Raw genomic sequence first — 19,635 nt, forward strand, 5'->3', positions numbered from 1 at the left:
ATCAGCGATTTGATAAGCCCTTAACGCAAAAGGTAAGAAAAGGGTGATAACTGTAACAAAAATCCAGCTTCGGAGACAGAACTACTCCTAAACGAACAGGAGTTTTACCCTCTCCATTACGATGTAAAAAGGAGTTTTACATGTTCTGACACTATTGCAGATTAACTGACTGTTTTTAGGTCAGATTAGCGCTGAATCGTATCGGCATCAGGTAAGACAACCGGATTTTCGCTGAACATGTAGCGGTCGACATTAAATTCAAAATCGTCGGCGGTGGCGTTAAATAACATCTGCTTAGTATTTTCGAGATGTTGCCACATTGCCAGCTTACTGGCGGCAGGATCTTTGCGGATGAGTGCTTTAAGAATCTGATCGTGATCGTCACACCAGCTGAGAATACTGCGCTGATCGATATGCTCGTGCAGTTTGAGCCAGTAGGGATTGTGTAACCGGTGCAGCCACATTTTTTCGACAATGGCCGCGAGGGCACTGTTCTGCGTGGACTGCGCAATACGAACATGGAAGTGCATATCCCATTCTGAGTCCCTGAAATGGTCCTCCTGACGGGCTTTCTCCTGAATCGCCATCAGGTCGACAATATCCTGACGCGTTACCTGCGTGGCGGCGAATTCGGCGACATTACTTTCAATCAGCTGACGCGCCTGAAGGAGTTCAAAGGGACCAAAGGTGGCGAACTCCAACTGACTGCTGGACTCAGCCACACGGGTTTGCTGCTGGCTGGCTATCACATGAATACCCGAGCCTTTGCGTACCTCAACATAGCCTTCTACTTCCAGCATGATGATGGCTTCGCGGACCACTGTGCGACTGACCTGCATTTCTTCGGCAATCAGACGCTCTGCGGGCAGCTTGTCTCCCACCTGATAAACGCCATTTTCAATGCGCCGTTTTAATTCGCTGGCCAGTTGTTGATAAAGTCGACGCGATTCGGTGAGGTCCATAGCACGATCCAAAGTAACAAGCAGATAAGTTGTTATACCACTTTGCTGTAACTGAAGAAAAGGGCTGGCGCAGGCCAGCCCGGGAGATTAGCTGCGAACGGGCGCAGCCTGAGAAGGCGAATGTGGCGTCTGCAGTTCCGACACCGGTTGATTTTTCAGGACGGTCCAGATGACGATGGCGCCCAGCAAATCAAACACGGCCAGCGCAGCGAACAGGGGACTGAAACCTAACGTATCTGCCAGCGCGCCAACCACCAGCGCAAACAGCGTGCTGGCTGTCCAGGCCGCCATACCGGTTAAACCATTGGCGGTGGCCACTTCATTACGGCCAAAAACGTCAGAAGAGAGCGTAATCAACGCGCCAGAGAGTGCCTGATGGGCAAAGCCGCCAACACATAACAACGCGATGGCAACGTACGGGCTGGTGAACAAACCAATGGTGCCCGGGCCTATCATCAATATCGCGCCCATTGTGACCACCATTTTGCGCGACACGATCAGGTTTACGCCAAACCAGCGTTGAAACAGCGGGGGCAGGTAGCCACCCAGAATACAGCCAAAGTCAGCAAACAGCATGGGCATCCAGGCAAATAGCGCGATCTCTTTCAGGTTGAAACCGTAAACCTTAAACATAAACAGCGGGATCCAGGCGTTAAAGGTGCCCCACGCAGGTTCGGCCAGGAAACGCGGCAGCGCAATGCCCCAGAACTGGCGGTTACGCAGGATCTGCAGTGCCGACATTTTGGTCGTGTTACCTGTCTGATGCTGCAATTCCTGACCTGAAATGATGTAGTTACGTTCTTCGTCGCTCAGCTTGTTTTGCTGCTTAGGATGCTTGTAGAACACCAGCCAGCACAGCGCCCAAATCATGCTCAGTACGCCTGCGATGATAAACGCCATTTGCCAGCTGTGCGCCACAATAGCCCACACGACCAGCGGAGGCGCGACCATGGCACCAATGGATGAGCCCACATTGAAGTAGCCCACTGCGACGGAGCGCTCTTTTGCCGGGAACCATTCGCTACTGGCTTTGAGCCCGGCGGGGATCATGGCTGCCTCGGCGGCACCGACAGCGCCACGCGCCAGGGCCAGTCCGCCCCAGCTGCCTGCCAGCGCGGTCGCGGCGCAGAATGTGGCCCACAGTACGGCAAAGACCGCATAACCGACTTTGGTGCCTAGCAGGTCGAGCACATAACCCGCAACGGGCTGCATCACGGTATAGCAGGCGGAGTACGCCGCCACAATGTACGAGTATTGCTGGGTGGTGATGTGCAGCTCGGTCTGTAAGGTTGGCGCTGCTACGGCAATAGTGTTACGCGTCAGATAACCCAGTACCGTCCCCAGCGTCACCAGGCCAATCATATACCAGCGTAATCCTTTGATCTTACGCATTCTGTACCTCTTCCAGTTGTGTATGCGGTCAAACCGCTGTTGTTATCTGGAGCGGGACATCTCGTGATACAGCTCTGCTCACGCCCGCCGGCCCTGCCTGAGCGACCGTTATCTGCCTTGCCTTATGTCAGAAGTTTGTTACCTTGCGGTAAAGCGAGAGACTAACTTGTTATACAACTTTAAAAGTTGAAAGCCATCACAAAAACCCGTAATCGCATGTGGGATACTGCAAACAGATGAGAACACAGCCAGTTAGCGCGCTGCCGGCGGCAAAAAGGTCGCTTTTCGGGGGAAAAATCTCGCTTAAATGTGACCTGAGTCGTAAAAAAAACGGCAGTCAGTGAAAATTGGTATGATAACTTTGAGCCATTCAGGGTGTATCCCATAAGGAAGCTTTTTATGTCGCGTTTCATGACCGAGGATTTTTTGCTGGACACAGAGTTCGCCCGTCGTCTTTACCACGACTACGCCAAAGACCAGCCTGTCTACGACTATCACTGCCATTTACCGCCGCAACAGATCGCTGAAAACTACCGTTTTGCCAATCTCTACGATATCTGGCTGAAAGGGGATCACTATAAATGGCGCGCGATGCGGGCAAACGGCGTGGCTGAGGCGCTGTGCACCGGTGATGCCAGCGATCGCGAGAAATTTAATGCCTGGGCACGGACCGTACCGCACACCATCGGCAACCCGCTTTACCATTGGACGCACCTGGAGCTGCGTCGCCCGTTCGGGATTACCGGCGTCCTGTTGTCAGAAAAAACGGCGGATGAGATCTGGCAGCGCTGTAACGATCTGCTGGCTCAGGACGCTTTCACCGCGCGCGGTATCATGCAGCAGATGAATGTGAAAATGGTCGGCACCACCGACGATCCGCTGGACGATCTGGTGCACCATCGTGCGATCGCCGAAGACGGCAGTTTCAACGTTAAGGTGCTGCCAAGCTGGCGTCCGGATAAAGCGTTCAACATCGAAGCGGACACCTTCCTGCCGTGGATTGAAAAGCTGGAAAGCCTTACCGATGTCAGCGTGCAACGCTTCGATGATTTGCGTCAGGCGCTCAGTAAACGGCTGGACCACTTTGCCGCACACGGCTGTAAGATTTCCGATCATGCGCTGGATGTCGTGTGTTATGCCGAGGCCGATGAAACGACGCTGGACAGGATTCTGGCGCACCGTCGCAGTGGTGCCAAACCCGATGCGCAGGCGATTGCCCAGTTCAAAACGGCGGTGCTGGTCTGGCTGGGCGGCGAGTACGCCCGTCGCGGATGGGTGCAGCAATACCACATTGGTGCGTTACGCAATACCAATCAGCGCCAGTTCCAGCTGTTAGGCGCGGACGTCGGTTTTGACTCCATTAACGATCAGCCTGTGGCAGAACCGCTGGCTCGTTTGCTGGGTGCGCAAAACCTCAATAATGCGCTGCCTAAAACGGTCCTTTATTGCCTGAATCCGCGTGACAACGAAGTGCTGGCAACTATGGCCGGCAACTTCCAGGGAGAAGGCCAGGCCGGGAAAATGCAGTTTGGCTCCGCCTGGTGGTTTAACGATCAACTGGATGGCATGCAACGTCAGATGACGCAGCTGGCCCAAATCGGTCTGCTGAGCCGTTTCGTGGGCATGTTAACCGACAGCCGAAGCTTCCTCTCGTATACCCGCCACGAGTATTTCCGTCGTCTGCTGTGTCAGATGATTGGTCGTTGGGTGGATCACGGCGAAGCCCCGGCCGATGAAGCCTTGTTAGGACAGATGGTGCAAAACATCTGCTTTAACAATGCGCGCGACTATTTTGGCATTGAGCTGGGAGCCTGATGATGACGCGGCTGAACCGCCACGACTTTCCCGGCGCGGTCTACCACGATCGCGTGATTCAGTTTGGTGAAGGCAATTTTCTGCGTGCTTTTATCGACTGGCAACTGGACTGGCTCAATGAGCATCAGGGAACGGATGCCGGTGTGGTGGTGGTCAGGCCGCGCAATCGCGAAGTCAGCGACACGTTGAATCAGCAGGACGGCCTTTATACGACCCTGGTTCGTGGCCTGAACGCGCAGGGTGAGTCGGTGAGCGAAAGCCGCCTGATCCGCAGTGTGAACCGTGAAATCCAGCCTTACACGCAGTTCGATGCGTTTATGGCGCTGGCGCGCCAGCCCGACATGCGCTTTGTTTTCTCGAATACCACCGAAGCGGGCATCGCGTTTAGCGAAACGGATCGGCTGACCGATTCGCCCGCCGCCAGCTTTCCCGGCAAACTGACGCAGCTGCTTTGGGCGCGTTATCAGCACGTTGCCGGTGACGAAAGCAAAGGCTGGCTTATCGTGCCGTGCGAGTTGGTCGATCATAATGGCGATATGCTGCGCGCGCTGGTACTGCGCTATGCCGAACAATGGCAGTTACCGGACGCCTTTACACGCTGGGTAACGACAAGCTGTGCGTTCTATAACACGCTGGTGGATCGCATCGTCACCGGGTTTCCAGCCGACAGCGCCGCGCTTGAGGCACAACTGGGTTATCAGGATCACTTCCTGGTAGCGGGTGAGGTCTATTATCAGTTCGTTCTGCAAGGCCCCGCCGCGCTGTTTGACGAACTCAGGCTGACGGCGCTGGCACCCAACGTGCGCCGGGTGGAGGATATCGCCCCGTATAAAGCCCAAAAAGTGGCCATTCTGAATGGCGCGCACACCGCAATGGTGCCGGTGGCGTTTCTGGCGGGCCTGGAGAGCGTGGGCGAGGCGATGGAGGATATACAGATCGCTGGGTATATTGACGATCTCCTGCGCAAAGAGATCATCCCAACGCTCGATCTGCCCGCTGATGAGCTTAACGCCTTCGCCGACGCGGTACTGCGCCGCTTTCGTAACCCCTTTATCCACCATGCGCTGCTGTCTATCGCTCTTAATGGCATGACCAAATTTCGCACACGTTTGCTGCAGCCATTACTGACTGCCCATCAGCAAACCGGCCAGTGGCCAACAAACCTGACGTTTGCGCTTGCCGCCCTGATCGCGTTTTACCGGGGCGAACAGGCAGACAAGCGCTGGACCTTGCAGGACGAGCCGTACTGGTTGCAGCGTTATGCAGAGAGCTGGGCTGCCGTCAGCGCACAACGTCTTTCTCCCGCGGCGTTGGTTCAGCAGGTTTTAGGTGAGGCATCGCACTGGGGACAGGATTTAACTCAGCTACCCGGCCTGACCGAAACGGTCAGCCACCATCTGCAACGCATTCTCGCGCATGGAATACGCGACGCGCTGAGCCACCGGAGATCATGATGCAAGACGCCATAAAAATTCATCCGCAGGACAATGTCGCCGTGGCGTTGCAGGATATCGACATCGGGACGTCAATTGCGCTGGCGGATCACCCCGTGACGTTACGACAGGCCGTGGAGCGGGGGCATAAGTTTGCCTTACGCTCGCTGGAGAAAGGCGAAACGGTCGTGAAATACGGGTTGCCCATCGCGCACGCCACGCAGGCTATCGCGGCCGGAGAACGGGTGCATTCGCACAATGCACGTACCAATCTTAGCGATCTCGACCAGTACGACTACCAGCCAGAGCCGCCAGCCTTAACGCCTCAACCTGGCGATCGCGACGTGCAGCTCTACCGCCGCGCCAACGGTGAGGCAGGCATTCGCAACGAGCTGTGGATCTTACCGACCGTCGGCTGTGTTAACGGAATTGCCCGGCAAATTCTGCAGCGTTTCCTGAAAGAAACCCAGGACGCGGCCGGAACCGACGGGGCGTTTCTTTTCAGCCACACATTTGGCTGTTCACAGTTGGGCCAGGACCATGAGAACACCCGCACCATGTTGCAAAACATGGTGCGTCATCCAAACGCGGGCGCGGTGCTGGTGATTGGCCTGGGCTGTGAAAATAATCAGGTCGATGCCTTTCGTGAGACATTAGGGGCGTTTGAAAGCGACCGCGTTGCGTTCATGGTCTGCCAGCAGCATGACGATGAAATAGAAGCCGGGCTGGAACGCCTGCACGCACTGTACGAAAAAATGCGTCACGATCGCCGTACACCGGGCAAACTCAGCGAGCTGAAATTTGGTCTGGAATGTGGCGGCTCTGATGGCTTCTCAGGCATTACCGCCAATCCGCTGCTGGGGCGTTTTTCTGATCAGATGATCGCCAACGGCGGCACCACGGTGCTGACCGAAGTCCCCGAAATGTTTGGTGCCGAGCGCATTCTGATGGGGCGCTGTCGCGACCGCGCGACCTTCGATAAAACCGTGGCAATGATCAACGATTTCAAACAGTACTTTATCGATCACCATCAACCTATTTATGAAAATCCGTCTCCGGGCAATAAAGCCGGCGGCATCACTACGCTGGAAGAGAAATCGCTCGGTTGCACACAAAAAGCGGGGCAAAGTCAGGTGGTGGACGTACTGAAGTACGGTGAACGCCTGACGGTACCCGGCCTTAATCTGTTAAGCGCACCGGGCAATGATGCAGTGGCGACCAGTGCCCTGGCGGGCGCAGGCTGTCATATGGTGCTGTTCAGCACCGGACGCGGAACCCCTTACGGCGGATTCGTACCGACCGTTAAGCTGGCCACCAATACGCCGCTGGCTGAAAAGAAACCGCACTGGATTGATTTTAATGCCGGAAGGCTGGTTGAGGGCATGAGCATGGAAGCGCTGCTGGCCGATTTCGTGGAAACGATTGTGGCCATTGCCAACGGGCAACGCACCCGTAACGAACAAAATGATTTTCGTGAGCTCGCGATTTTCAAGAGCGGTGTGACGCTGTAAATCACAAGGGCGGCACCCATGCCGCCCTTGTTCCGTGTTTTTCCTTGCCGTGCCGTTACGGCTTATTCAGCTTCTTTTTGTCATTCTGACGGTTAACCCAGGCGTTGATCAGCAGCGTCGACGCCAGAATCGTTCCGACGATGCCCAGCGATATCGCTACCGGAATGTGGTAGATATCGACAATCAACATTTTTATACCGATAAAGACCAGCACGACAGCCAGACCATATTTCAGCATTGAGAAACGTTCCGCCACGTTAGACAGCAGGAAGTACATGGCGCGCAGACCCAGAATCGCAAACAGGTTTGAGGTCAGAACGATAAAGGGATCGGTGGTGACGGCAAAGATGGCCGGAATGCTGTCGACGGCAAAAATGACATCGCTCAGTTCGACCATGATCAGTACCAAAAGCAGCGGCGTCGCAAACAGCACGCCGTTTTTCCGCGTAAAGAATTTTTCCCCGTCCAGCGTATCGGTCATGCGCAGATGTTTACGCAGCCAGCGCACAACCGGTTTGTCACCTACGGCTGCATCGTCCTCTTTCGCCATCGCCATTTTGATACCGGTAAACAGCAGGAAGGCACCGAATACATAGAGGATCCAGCTAAACTGCGTTACCAGCCAGCTACCCGCAAAAATCATGATGGTGCGCAAAACGATAGCGCCCAGTACACCGTAGATCAGGACGCGGCGTTGCAGGTTGGCCGGAACAGAGAAGTAGCTGAACAGCATCAGCCAGACAAAGACGTTGTCTACCGCCAGCGATTTTTCCAGCACGTAACCGGTCAGGAAAGCCAGCGTCTGACTGGTCGCCACGTCACGCCCGGCGGTACCGTCCAGATACCACCAGAACGCCGCACTGAACAGGAGCGAGACGGAGACCCAAATCAGCGACCAGACGGCAGCCTGTTTGAAGGACATGGTTTGCGAACCGCGACGGCCCTGCAGGAACAGGTCAATCGCCAGCATGATAAGTACTACAACCGCAAAACTGCCCCAGAGGAGTGGCGTACCTACAGTTTGCATAATCGTATCCTGTCTGAAATAAAAAAACGGCTGAGGTCAGAAGACGTCAGCCGCTTATTCTGTGTAAGCAAACCTCGCCTTCCGGCAAGGTCTCACTTACAACTCAGGAATGGATTCTGGGTTGCCTGATGACCGGATGCGTACGCAACGTAGTGACGATCAATCAGCTTACAAGTTACTCCCCTTTGCAAGCCGATAAATTACGTGGCTGGCCGTCAGGAATCAATCGTCTGCCCGTCATATTTTGAAATATTTACACTCAGGCACTGTCGGCCGGAAAGACCACGCCGGTCTGACGTCGGATCTCGGTCAGTAATTTTGCAACGCTACGGGAAATGTCCAGCGCCGGATGGCTGACATGGCGCTGTTCCACCAGTCGCACAAAGGTTTCTGCTTCATACAGCAGGGTATTGATGTGTTGAGGCTGGCTCCAATCCTGTTTCTCCCCGACACGCGGAATAAAGGTCACAGATGGACACTCAGAAATACGTGTCACCACCAGCGATCCCGCTTCCCCCTGGATTTCACTGGCCAGTACCGAGTCGCTGACTTTTGAGTGCACTATCGTGACATCAAACTCACCATAATTCAGATTCACTGTGCCGTGGCCGTCCACGCCACTTTCCAGCAGGGTGGCCGAGGCAAGCAACTGCCGGGGCTCGCCCCACAGCGTGACGGCGACCGCCAGGCAATAGTAGCCAATATCCATGATGGACCCGTTGGACCAGCGAGGATCGAAGGTGTTGGGATGTTCGCCGTTCAGGTAACGCGGATAACGGGACGAATACTGACAATAGTTCAGCAGCGCTTTGCGCACTGTGCCAAGCGCAGGCAGCCCTTGTTGGAGTTGAATAAAGTTGGGTAAGCTGGCGGTCTTGAAGGCTTCGAACAGCACCACCTGATACTGGCGGGCGCAGGCGATCATGGCTTCGACCTCGTGCAGATTCGAGGCCAGCGGTTTCTCACAAATGACGTGCTTGCCCTGCGACATAAACAGCATGGCCTGCTGACAATGCAGGGCATTGGGACTGGCGATATAGACGGCGTCGATATCAGGACAGGCGGCCATGGCCGCCAGCGACGTAAAGCGCTGGTCGCAAGGATAGTCATGGCAGAATGCCGCCGCCTGCTCCCGGGTACGTGAATAGACGGCACACAGCCTCATCTTGCCGGTTTCGTGTGCCGCCTCGATGAACTGACGCGTTATCCAGTTCGTTCCCACAATGGCAAAGCGAATCACAGTGATCTCCTGCGCAGGTAAAAGTGCAGAGTAGCATCTGGCATCCGGCAGGCAACATCAGACGTTGATCCTGAGATCGCCATTCCAATACTATGTCTGAATACCGCACGTTAAGCACAAGACGGGGAGCGCAGGTGAAAGGAAGCAAACACGCATTAAACTGGACCACATTAGTGATTGCCGTGCCGGTGGGCTGTGCCGCCTCGTTAGTTACTTTGCTGTTCCGCGAAACGATTGAGTTCATCAATTATCTGCTGTTTGGCCGCAGCGACGACATCACCGAATCCATTCATCTCTGGCCCATGCTGTTCTGGCCCGTTCTGGTCGGCGTGGGCGGTCTGCTGGCCGGTTTCTTCCTGCGCTACGCGGTCGCGATAGAGCGGCAGCAAACCGTCAAGACCGACTATCTCGAAGTCATTAATGCCCGCCTTGATGCCGTGCCGACGAAAACCTCCCTTTTCCGGGCGCTGTCTTCGGTTGCCAGTATTGGCAGCGGCGCGTCAATCGGTAAAGAAGGCCCGATGGTTCAACTGGCCGCGCTCTGTGGCAGCATGATCGGCCGCCTGTTGCCGCCTGGCGTGCAGTTAAAAAACAGCGACGTCGTCGCCATGGCCGCCGCAGCCGGGCTTTCCTCGGTCTACCATGCACCGCTGGCATCGGCCATTTTCGTGGCAGAGATCGCGTTTGGTATCTCCGCCCTGCAACGCCTGATTCCGCTGGTGGTCTCCTCCGCTGTTGCGGTCATGACCATGTGGGCGCTGGGCTTTCGTAATGCGCTTTATCCGCTGGCCGAGGTGAGTTTCACGATGGATGTCAGCAGCCTGCTGATTACCGTCCTGATTGGCTTACTGTCCGGGCTGGCCGGTTTGCTCCTGATTCGCCTGATCGCCCGTGCTAAAACGCTGTTCAGTCGGGTTCGGTCCTTACCGCTACGTCTTGGGGCGGGTGGCTTTGCCGTGGGCCTGCTGGCGCTGGTCTCGACCGATATCCTCGGGAACGGCTATGAAGTCATTGTAAAGGTGATGGCAGGGCATTATGTGTTATCAGGTTTACTGCTGCTGCTGGTCTTAAAAACGCTCGCGACCAGCCTCTCGGTAGGCTCCAATGCGGTGGGCGGGTTGTTTACACCGTCCTTGCTGATCGGGGCGCTGCTGGGTATGGTCATCGCGTTATGTGGGGTTGCCCTGCATCTTCCCCTGAATAATGTCCTGCTGTTCGCCGCTGTTGGCATGGCGGCCGTCTTGGCGGCCGTCAGTCAGGCGCCGTTAATGGCCATGTTAATGGTGCTGGAAATGACGCTCAACAGCAGCCTGCTGTTTCCGGTGATGATAGCGTCCGTTCTGGCGACAATGGTGGTCTACCGCCTGCAAATGGCCAGTACCTATCCCGTCGTGACGCACCATTTCAACCGTTCTGAAGCCAAATATGACTTCGATAATATGCGCATCAGCGAACTGATCATTCCGGGGGCGGCCCTGCAACCTGAGGCCTCGGTTGGGGAAGCACTGGCGGTGAGTTCGCTTAAGCGTGAGCGCTATGTGTACGTCATCAATGCGCAGGGCGCGTTTCTGGGCGTGGTTTCCATTCACGAAATATCCCGCCGGGTGCTGGCGCAGGAGATTAATCTGGACTCGCCGGTGCAGTGCGTGATGGATGAGGATTTCCCGGTGGCCTATCAAAACCAAAGTCTGCGGGAAGGATGGGAAGCTTTTGCAGCCGTCACGCTGGAACGTCTGCCTGTCCTGAATAATCCCCAGGAGCGCCGTTTTTTAGGCGCGCTGACCAAAACCAGCCTGATTCAGAAAGCGCAGGAGTTTCTCTAAGCCGCATTGCCCTGCAAAGCCTGTTCCGTCATCCACAGGCGGGCGTCGAATTCGAGCTGGTGATAGTCCGGCTCCATATGGCAGCACAGCTGATAAAAGGCCTTGTCGTGATTTTTCTCTTTCAGGTGCGCCAGCTCATGTACCACGATCATGCGTAAAAAAGGCTCAGGCGCCTGGCGGAAAAACGTGGAAATACGAATCTCCGCTTTGGCCTTCAGGTTGCCGCCCTGCACACGGGAAATGGCCGTGTGCAGGCCCAGCGCGTGCTTCATCACCTTGATTTTGTTATCCCAAATCACCTTATTGATGGGCGGCGCGTTGCGCATGAAGCGGTTTTTCAGTGCCAGCGTAAAGTCATACAGCGCCTTATCACTCATCACATCGTGTCTGTCGGGATAGCGCTGTTGCAGCACCGGGCCCAGACGCTGGCGATCGATGAGCGTTTGCACCTGTTCAAGGATGGACTCAGGATAACCCTGAAGATAGATCAGTGAGGACATTAGAGATTCCCGGCGAAAGACAGTATACTGCGCCCCCTTTTTGGGGCGAAAATCAACCAAAGTGTACCACGCCGGAGAATTCATGAGCCAACTTGAACTGAACGATCGCACACTGATCCTGCACCGTTTCCCGCAGATGCGTGACGAAAGTCCGTTACAAGCCTGGGATGCCGCTGATGAATATCTCCTGCAGCAAAGCCTGCCGTCTGGTCCAGCGTTAATCTTTAACGACAGCTTTGGGGCGTTAACCTGCGCACTGAATACTCGTCCGCTGTGGCATATCAGTGACTCCTGGCTGAGTCAGCAGGCCACGCGTCAGAACCTGCGCCTGAATGCGCTGGACGACAGCGATGTCCAGTTCCTTGACAGCCTGGCACCGTTGCCGGCCGCACCGGCACTGGTCCTGATCAAAATTCCTAAAACCCTGGCGTTGCTGGAGCAGCAACTGCGCGCAGTGCGTCAGGTTATCACGCCAGAGACCGTGATAATGGCGGCGGGGCGCGCGAAAGAGATTCATACCTCCACTCTGCAATTGTTTGAGCAAATCATTGGTGAGACCAAAACCTCACTGGCCGTCAAAAAAGCGCGCGTGATTTACAGCCAGTTCACCCAGCCTGCGCTGCGCGAAAAATCGCCTACCCAGGTCTGGTCGCTGGACGGTACGCCTTATCAGATCCATAACCACGCCAACGTCTTTTCCCGTTCTTCACTGGATATTGGTGCGCGCTTGTTCATGCAGCACCTGCCGGAAAATATTGAAGGCGAGATTGTCGATCTGGGCTGTGGCAACGGCGTGATTGGCTTGATGGCGCTGGCACAAAATCCCGAGGCGGAGGTGCATTTTCTTGATGAGTCATACATGGCGGTGGCGTCCAGCCGGTTAAACGTAGAGATCAACCGCCCGGACGATCTGTCACGCTGTCAGTTCCGGGTCAATAATGTCCTGAGCGGTTATCCTTCCGATACGCTGCATGCGGTCTTGTGTAATCCGCCGTTCCACCAGCAGCACGCGGTGACCGATCACCTGGCCTGGCAGATGTTCCGTGACGCAAATCGCTGCCTGCAATACGGCGGGGAGCTGCGCATTGTCGGCAACCGTCACCTGGATTATCACCACAAGCTGAAGAAGCTCTTTGGCAACTGCACCCTGGTTGCCTCCAACAAAAAATTTGTGGTGCTGCGTGCAGTGAAAATGCGTTAACTACAGCGTTAACGCCAGCGCGGTGGCCTGGGCTATCGCCCGACGGGCATCCAGCTCCTGCGCGACGTCGGCCCCGCCAATCACCTGCACGGGTTTACCGTTTGCCCGCAGCGCCGCTTCCAGCTCGCGTTGCGGCTCCTGACCGGCACAAATAATCACGTTGTCGACCGGCAGGAGCAGGCGCTCGCCCTCGCGCCGGATATGCAGCCCTTCATCATCAATCGCCAGATACTCAATCCCGCCCCACATTTCAACTCCCCGTGACTGGAGACTGCTGCGATGGATCCAGCCGGTCGTTTTCGCCAGCGTGGCACCGGGCTTGCCGGGCCTGCGCTGAAGCAGCCAGATTTGACGCGGTGAAGGCTGTGGCGCGGGCGCAATCACGCCGCCGCGCTGCGTCAGGCTCTGATCGATGCCCCATTCGCGATAAAAATCCCCGGTGGTTTCGTTTGCGGGCGGTTCAGACAGATATTCAGCCGTATCAAACCCGATCCCGCCCGCGCCAATAATCGCCACGCGTGCACCAACCGGACGCTTATCCGCCAGCACGGCCAGATAGCTCAGGACTTTGGGGTGATCAATGCCGGGGATATCTGGCGTACGCGGTTTAATGCCGGTCGCCAGGATGACTTCATCGGCGTCTGCCAGCAGGGGAGCGGTGACCCGACAGCCTGTTTTGATTACCACGCCCGCCGCCGGCAAACGATGGCGAAAATAGCGCAGGGTTTCGCGGAATTCCTCTTTCCCTGGGATCTGTCGGGCGATATTGAACTGTCCGCCTATCTCATCGGCCGCCTCATAAAGGGTGACCTGGTGGCCGCGTTCAGCCGCCTGTAAGGCAAACGCCATACCTGCCGGACCGGCCCCTACAACCGCCAGCCGTTTGGGCATGTGCGCCGGTGTCACCGGCATGAGGGATTCGTGGCAGGCGCGCGGGTTGACCAGACAGGCGGTGACGTGACCGGCAAAGATCTGATCCAGACAGGCCTGATTACAGGCGATACAGGTGTTGATACTGTCGTCATCCCCCCGTTGCGCCTTGCTGACAAACGCGGCATCGGCCAGGAACGGTCGGGCCATGGAAACCATGTCCGCGCAGCCATCCTGCAAAAGCTGTTCTGCCACCTGTGGATGGTTGATTCGATTCGTTGCCACCACGGGCACGGCAACGTGTTGGCGCAAGCGGCGCGTGACCCACGCGAAGGCGGCGCGGGGCACGCAGGTCGCAATGGTCGGAATGCGAGCTTCGTGCCAGCCAATGCCGGTGTTAAACAGCGTCACGCCACAGCGTTCCAGCGCTGTTGCCAGTCGTAGCGTTTCGTCCAGCGTACTGCCTTGCTCAATTAGGTCCAGCATCGACAAGCGGAAGATAATGATAAAACGGTCGCCGGTGGCCTGACGGACCGCGCGGGTGACCGCTAAAGCAAACTGCATGCGCCCGGTAAAATCGCCGCCCCAGCGGTCCTGACGCTGGTTGGTGTGCGGTACCAGAAACTGATTAATCAGGTACCCTTCGGAGCCCATGATTTCTACGCCGTCGTAGCCCGCTTTTTGCGCCAGACGGGCACAGTGCGCGAAGTCGGCAATGGTCTGCTCAACCTCGGCGTCGCTCAGTTCCCGCGGCGTAAAACGGTTAATGGGGGCCTGTATTGCAGAGGGCGCAACCAGATCGCGCTGAAAACTGTAACGGCCGGTATGCAAAATCTGCAGCGCGATTTTTCCCCCGTGCTGATGCACGGCGGCGGTGATTTGCCGGTGCCAGTCACACTGTGAATCCTGGTTCAGCACCGCACCGTGTGCGGCGGTCACGCCCTGAGGATTGGGCGACACGCCGCCCGTCACGATCAGCGCCACGCCTTCCCGTGCCCGTTCGCCATAGAATGCCGCCAGCCTGGCCGCGCCATCTTCACGCTCTTCCAGACCGGTGTGCATAGATCCCATCAAAAAGCGGTTTCTGAGCTGAGTAAACCCCAGGTCAAGGGGCGTAAACAACGCCGGGTAGGATGAGGGCAGCACAGTCATAATCACTCACAGATAAAGTGGTCGGATGAGTTAGCTTTAACCATTTTTCTGTTAAAAAAAAGTGAAATGGCATCAGGCTGTGAGAAACATCATAAAAGCGGCCTTACCCGCCACATAAAACGGCCAGGCCGGGGAAATGCAGGGGAAGGCCAGCGGATGTGCGCGCAACCTCAGCGGCGGCGAATCCAGGAATAGCGAGAACGATAGCCACTGCCGTGATGCGTGTTGAAACGGTAGCTGGAGCCCGCCTCGGTAGTGCAATAGGTGCACTGGTGGACAGGGTCAATGTTTTCTGCCGGAATGCCTGCTTTTATCAGCATTTGCGTCGCCAGATACGGTAGATCAAACCAGACACCGCCACGGGTAGCAACGGCCTGGGGGCGCTGAGCGCCGGGATTGTGGGGCTGAACCGCATAATAGCGCAGGGGCAATGGCATGTCGGGCATCTGTTCAATCTCTGCCAGACGTTGAAGATCCAGCTCAAAACAGCAGGGAGCCAGCGCCGGGCCAATCGCCACCGTCAGGCTCGCTGGCGTGGCACCGCGTTCGCAAAGATGCGCTACCGCCCGATACAGCACGCCAGCCAGGGTCCCCTGCAGACCCGCATGAACAGCGGCAACCTGTTTCTGCTGGCTGTCGGCAAACAGCACCGGTAAACAGTCGGCCGTGTAAACCGCGACGGGGCGGTGGCCGGTGGCGATCACGCCATCTGCATCACCGCTTTTGGGTGGAATAGTGTGAGTGTCGGTTAACACGACGGCGCTGTGACGCTGATGGGCATAGGCGGCATCATCAGGAGGCGGTTCGCCTGCGGGCTGAAACGCATAATCGACCCAGTCAAGTGCATCAAGCAACGGCGAACGCGGTGTAGCGGACATCCTCATCTCCTGTTGAAACAGCGTGTAATGTTGCTGCCCTCAGCTTACGTTAACTGCTACATTTTTGAAGCGTTACCCACTTAAATCTTTCACACCTTAGGATAAAACGATGAAACATTCAGTGAATTTCGCGCTGTCGGCGGTGGTTGCGCTGGCACTGGCAGGTTGCGCGCAACCTGCCCGACAGCAGGCACAGCAGCAACTGGGGCAACAAACGGTCCTGGCCCTGAACTGGTTCCAGCAGTCCGGCGAATATCAGGCGCTCTGCTGGCAGGCATTCAACAGCGCCCGTCTGGCCTTTGATCAATCGGCTTCGCTGGCGGGCAAGCCTAAAGCGGTCATTGTCGATTTAGATGAAACTATGCTGGACAACAGTGCCTATAGCGCGTGGCAGGTGAAGAATGGCCAGCCTTTCAGCGACAAAACCTGGTCAGCCTGGACACAGGCGCGGCAGGCAAAAGCGGTTCCCGGCGCGGTGGAATTCGCCCGCTACGTCAACAGCCATGGCGGCACCGTTTTTTACGTTTCCAATCGCGATCAAAAAGACTATGCCGCCACGGTGGCCAACCTGCAGCAGCTTGGCTTCAGCGGAGTCAGTGAGAAAACGGTCAGCCTGAAAACCGACTCCTCAAACAAGCAGGCGCGTTTCGATGCCATTAAAAATGCGGGCTACAATGTCGTTTTATATATCGGTGACAACCTGAATGATTTTGGCGGCGCAACCTGGCATCAGGGTAACGCGCAGCGTCGGGCATTTGTCGACAATAATCACGCGCTTTTCGGTACGCAATTTATTGTTTTACCCAATCCATTGTATGGCGACTGGGAAAGCGGCATGGCGGAAAATTACAATAAGCTGACACCACAACAACAGCTTTCCGTTCGTGAGGCGCGCCTCAACGCCTGGAACGGTAAATAAAATGTCAATATGAAGCGCCTGCACTGGGCGGGCGCCTTCACGTTGGCTCAAATATTTACTTACATCCGTCACTATTTTCACGCAAATTAAATTAACTATCTCTCGCTTTAATTTACCCCTTCATTAAGACGGATTCACTGCCTGCATTAAATAAAGGCGGTTAATCGTGCTATTCATAAATTCTGCATTTAAGACTAATCCTGGTCTGCGGCGTCGCTGTTATTTTAATTACTTAGTTCGCTATGAAATTTTTGTATTTGTTTGTCAATTTATAAATCATGGCGTGAATTTTATGTGTTTGATTTTAAATGAATAAAAGTAAAATATCTGCAAAATTTGGTGGTATGACCTCTTAATCTTATTTACGTTTTGATGACGTTAGTTGAATAAAGTCTTACACAGGCAGGCAGTATTTTGGCGCGTGTAATATTCCAGGTGCATTGAAAATGATAAGCGGCTATAACCTTTTAATGTGATGGAGTTCAGGTTTCATTAGCCCCTCGGCCAAATAAGGTGAGCGGGTTCACTCCGTGGTTCGCCTGGAAATGATATTCCCGGTAGTTAAGAGAAGATGATTGTGACGACACTTAAACCCTTATTAGCGAAAAATCGCAGTTGGGCCTTACAGCGCCGCCAACGTAACCCCGCCTATTTTGAAAAATCGCTCTATCAGCAAAAACCGCATTCATTATGGATTGGCTGCTCAGATAGTCGGGTACCGGCGGAGGTGTTAACGGGTTCCCATCCTGGCGAGCTGTTTGTTCATCGTAATATCGCCAATATGGTCGTGGCGGAAGACGACAATCTGCTGAGTGTTCTGCAATATGCCGTCTTCTTTCTTGGCGTGAAGCGCATTGTATTAAGCGGTCACTATGGTTGCGGCGGCGTTCAGGCGGCTCTGAATCTGCCCGGCAGTCCGTTAGCGACGGAGGATTCTGCACTGGCGCGTCGTATTACCTGTTTGCGCGACGGCCTGGCAAGCCATCTTGGCGACCCGACGGCGCAGGAAACCGAGGGTGAGAAACTGAACCGTCTGGTGGAGGCAAACGTGCGGGTGCAGTTTGCCAGGCTGGTGGCTTCCGACCCTGTCCGTCAGGCCTGGCAATCTGGTCAGGAACTGGATGTGTTTGGCTGTGTTTACGACCTGCAATCGGGTCATCTTAAAGAGTTGATTCAGCAATCTGCAGAGGAGTCTTCACCATGAATCTGGATACGTTACGCCGTGATGTGCCGGCAGGGCTGGTTGTGTTTCTGGTCGCACTCCCGCTCTGCCTCGGTATTGCTCAGGCCAGCGGTTTACCGCCTTTTGCCGGCTTACTGACCGGTGTGATTGGCGGGATAATCGTGACATCACTCAGTCCGTCACGCTTCGCCGTCAGCGGTCCTGCGGCAGGACTGGTCACTATCGTGGTCGCCTCGATGGCCACGCTGGGAAGTTTTTCCGCGTTTCTCACTGCGCTGATCATCGCCGGGCTTTTACAGTGCCTGTTTGGTCTGCTGCGCGCTGGCCGTTTTATTGCACTCGTGCCCGGTAGCGTGATTAAAGGTATGCTGGCGGCGATTGGCCTGCTACTGATCATGCAGCAAATACCGGTGGCGCTAGGAGCCGGCGGCAGCGTAAAACTGGTGTCGCTGGTAAACGGTGAAATGACCTTTTCGCTCTCGGCGCTGTTGGTGTCGTTGGTGGGCTTGTTCATTTTGTTTGCGTGGACAACCGGCCCCATCAAGCGCATCAAGGCGATAGCCTGGATCCCGGGTCCGCTCTTTGCGGTTCTGTTTGGCTGTGGGGTGACAGTATTGGGGGCGCGACTGTTCCCGTCACTCACCGACGCCTTACCGCGTATTTCACTGCCCGCTTTTGACAGCGTTTCGGCGATGATAGCCGAACTTGAAACGCCGGACTGGATGGCCTGGCAAAATCCGCAGGTGTGGGTTGTCGCGGTGACGCTGGCGCTGGTGGCCAGTCTGGAAACGCTCCTGAGCCAGGAAGCCCTGAAAAAGCTACGTCCGCAAAATCCTGCGCCATCGCCCAACAGAGAAATGTTTGCTCAGGGCATTGGTAACATAACGGCGGGCTTCTTGGGTGCAATGCCTATCACGGCGGTTATTGTTCGCAGCTCAGCAAACGTCAACGCAGGCGCACAAACCAAACTGTCCATTTTGCTTCATGGTGTGATGTTGCTGATTTGCGGTATGTGGTTTAGTGAGATGCTGAATGCCATTCCGCTTGCCAGTCTGGCTGCGGTCCTGCTCTATACCGGTTATAAGCTGGCTGCACCGCGACTGTTCATCGAACAGTTTCGTATGGGCGCACAGCAGTACGTCCCGTTCCTGGCGACGATTATTGGAATTATCACGTTGGGAATGCTGGTGGGAATCGGCATAGGTATTGCCACTCAAATTATCTACAGCATCTACAAGAGTCATCGCAACGCCTTGCAGCTTACGCGCTATGACGACCACTATGTGCTGCGTTTTCAGCAAAATTTGACGTTTTTGCACAACCCTAAACTTCAGGGCCTGCTGGAAAAAATTCCCGAAAATAGCGTGGTAATTGTTGATAACGATAATGCAGAATACATCGATCCGGATGTAAAAGCCGTGTTGAAAGATTTTGGTGAAAATGCTGATAAACGAAACATACGCCTGAGTCAGTGGCCGGTGGCGGTGAAATAACCAGACATCGGTATTCTGGAATTTACAGCAGAAAAATCGGATATCTCGGATATCCGATTTTTTTATTTGTAAGACATAATAGGCAGGGATGTCTGCCAGCCCATTCGTTACCGGTAACCTGTTTCAATACCCTGACGTTCGCCTGTTTACTGTTGTTTTTCTCTGAATGGCGCAGACACGAATCAGGCTTTAATGATGATGATAACGCCACATACTTTGTGGGCGGCGAGATAGTG

The 19,635-nt window shown here is 55.3% G+C and carries 15 protein-coding genes; 8 read left to right on the forward strand and 7 right to left on the reverse strand.

Features of this window, described 5'->3' with window-relative positions; genetic code table 11:
- Positions 1-185: 185 nt before the first annotated feature.
- Positions 186-962, reverse strand: a complete 777-nt coding sequence (gene exuR / locus GC087_RS03075; RefSeq protein ID WP_006118304.1) for a transcriptional regulator ExuR — start codon at positions 960-962, stop codon at positions 186-188.
- Between the two features lie 87 nt (positions 963-1,049).
- Complete coding sequence (locus tag GC087_RS03080; protein ID WP_039341892.1) at positions 1,050-2,354, reverse strand: MFS transporter; 1,305 nt, start codon at positions 2,352-2,354, stop codon at positions 1,050-1,052.
- Between the two features lie 399 nt (positions 2,355-2,753).
- Here GC087_RS03080 and uxaC point away from each other — a divergent pair, with 399 nt between their 5' ends.
- From uxaC to GC087_RS03095, 3 genes are read left to right on the forward strand one after another with little or no spacing between them, the layout of a single operon-like run.
- Positions 2,754-4,169 carry a glucuronate isomerase gene (uxaC, locus tag GC087_RS03085; RefSeq protein ID WP_033739988.1) on the forward strand — a complete coding sequence of 472 codons (1,416 nt, stop codon included), beginning with the start codon at positions 2,754-2,756 and terminating at the stop codon, positions 4,167-4,169.
- A gap of 2 nt (positions 4,170-4,171) precedes the next feature.
- Complete coding sequence (locus GC087_RS03090; RefSeq protein WP_282498255.1) at positions 4,172-5,623, forward strand: tagaturonate reductase; 1,452 nt, start codon at positions 4,172-4,174, stop codon at positions 5,621-5,623.
- Positions 5,623-7,113, forward strand: a complete 1,491-nt coding sequence (locus GC087_RS03095; RefSeq protein ID WP_058702668.1) for a UxaA family hydrolase — start codon at positions 5,623-5,625, stop codon at positions 7,111-7,113. The genes GC087_RS03090 and GC087_RS03095 overlap by 1 nt, the downstream gene beginning before the upstream one ends.
- A gap of 55 nt (positions 7,114-7,168) precedes the next feature.
- On the opposite strand, the gene GC087_RS03100 is transcribed toward GC087_RS03095, so the two are convergent.
- Together GC087_RS03100 and GC087_RS03105 are read right to left on the reverse strand one after the other, a co-directional pair.
- Positions 7,169-8,140, reverse strand: coding sequence for a TerC family protein (locus tag GC087_RS03100; protein WP_033739986.1), 972 nt, complete (start codon positions 8,138-8,140; stop codon positions 7,169-7,171).
- Between the two features lie 259 nt (positions 8,141-8,399).
- On the reverse strand, positions 8,400-9,380 hold the full coding sequence (locus GC087_RS03105; protein ID WP_033739985.1) for a Gfo/Idh/MocA family protein: 981 nt from the start codon (positions 9,378-9,380) through the stop codon (positions 8,400-8,402).
- Positions 9,381-9,514: 134 nt separating this feature from the next.
- Between GC087_RS03105 and GC087_RS03110 the strand changes: the two genes are divergently transcribed.
- Positions 9,515-11,203 carry a chloride channel protein gene (locus tag GC087_RS03110; protein ID WP_324029586.1) on the forward strand — a complete coding sequence of 563 codons (1,689 nt, stop codon included), beginning with the start codon at positions 9,515-9,517 and terminating at the stop codon, positions 11,201-11,203.
- Here GC087_RS03110 and GC087_RS03115 read toward each other — a convergent pair.
- Positions 11,200-11,703, reverse strand: coding sequence for a M48 metallopeptidase family protein (locus GC087_RS03115; protein WP_006118297.1), 504 nt, complete (start codon positions 11,701-11,703; stop codon positions 11,200-11,202). The two genes, GC087_RS03110 and GC087_RS03115, sit on opposite strands and share 4 nt — an antisense overlap.
- A gap of 82 nt (positions 11,704-11,785) precedes the next feature.
- On the opposite strand from GC087_RS03115, the gene rlmG reads away from it, so the two are divergent.
- A complete protein-coding gene (gene rlmG / locus GC087_RS03120) occupies positions 11,786-12,904 on the forward strand; it encodes a 23S rRNA (guanine(1835)-N(2))-methyltransferase RlmG (protein ID WP_058702666.1) in 1,119 nt (372 codons plus the stop codon).
- On the opposite strand, the gene GC087_RS03125 is transcribed toward rlmG, so the two are convergent.
- Both GC087_RS03125 and GC087_RS03130 read right to left on the reverse strand, forming a co-directional pair.
- Complete coding sequence (locus GC087_RS03125) at positions 12,905-14,926, reverse strand: NADPH-dependent 2,4-dienoyl-CoA reductase (protein ID WP_058702665.1); 2,022 nt, start codon at positions 14,924-14,926, stop codon at positions 12,905-12,907.
- Positions 14,927-15,096: 170 nt separating this feature from the next.
- The gene (locus GC087_RS03130) at positions 15,097-15,804 is read right to left on the reverse strand and encodes a purine nucleoside phosphorylase YfiH/LACC1 family protein (protein ID WP_324029588.1); all 708 of its coding nucleotides are present in this window, start codon (positions 15,802-15,804) and stop codon (positions 15,097-15,099) included.
- Between the two features lie 109 nt (positions 15,805-15,913).
- Between GC087_RS03130 and GC087_RS03135 the strand changes: the two genes are divergently transcribed.
- From GC087_RS03135 to GC087_RS03145, 3 genes are all read left to right on the forward strand, one after another.
- Positions 15,914-16,723, forward strand: a complete 810-nt coding sequence (locus GC087_RS03135) for a 5'-nucleotidase, lipoprotein e(P4) family (RefSeq protein ID WP_006118227.1) — start codon at positions 15,914-15,916, stop codon at positions 16,721-16,723.
- A 571-nt stretch (positions 16,724-17,294) separates the two neighbouring features.
- Positions 17,295-17,927 carry a carbonic anhydrase gene (locus tag GC087_RS03140; RefSeq protein ID WP_033739968.1) on the forward strand — a complete coding sequence of 211 codons (633 nt, stop codon included), beginning with the start codon at positions 17,295-17,297 and terminating at the stop codon, positions 17,925-17,927.
- On the forward strand, positions 17,924-19,399 hold the full coding sequence (locus tag GC087_RS03145; protein ID WP_006118229.1) for a SulP family inorganic anion transporter: 1,476 nt from the start codon (positions 17,924-17,926) through the stop codon (positions 19,397-19,399). Before GC087_RS03140 ends, GC087_RS03145 begins: the two co-directional genes overlap by 4 nt.
- Positions 19,400-19,635: the final 236 nt, after the last annotated feature.

The sequence above is a fragment of the Pantoea sp. JZ2 genome (assembly GCF_035191405.1).
Lineage (GTDB): Bacteria > Pseudomonadota > Gammaproteobacteria > Enterobacterales > Enterobacteriaceae > Pantoea > Pantoea stewartii.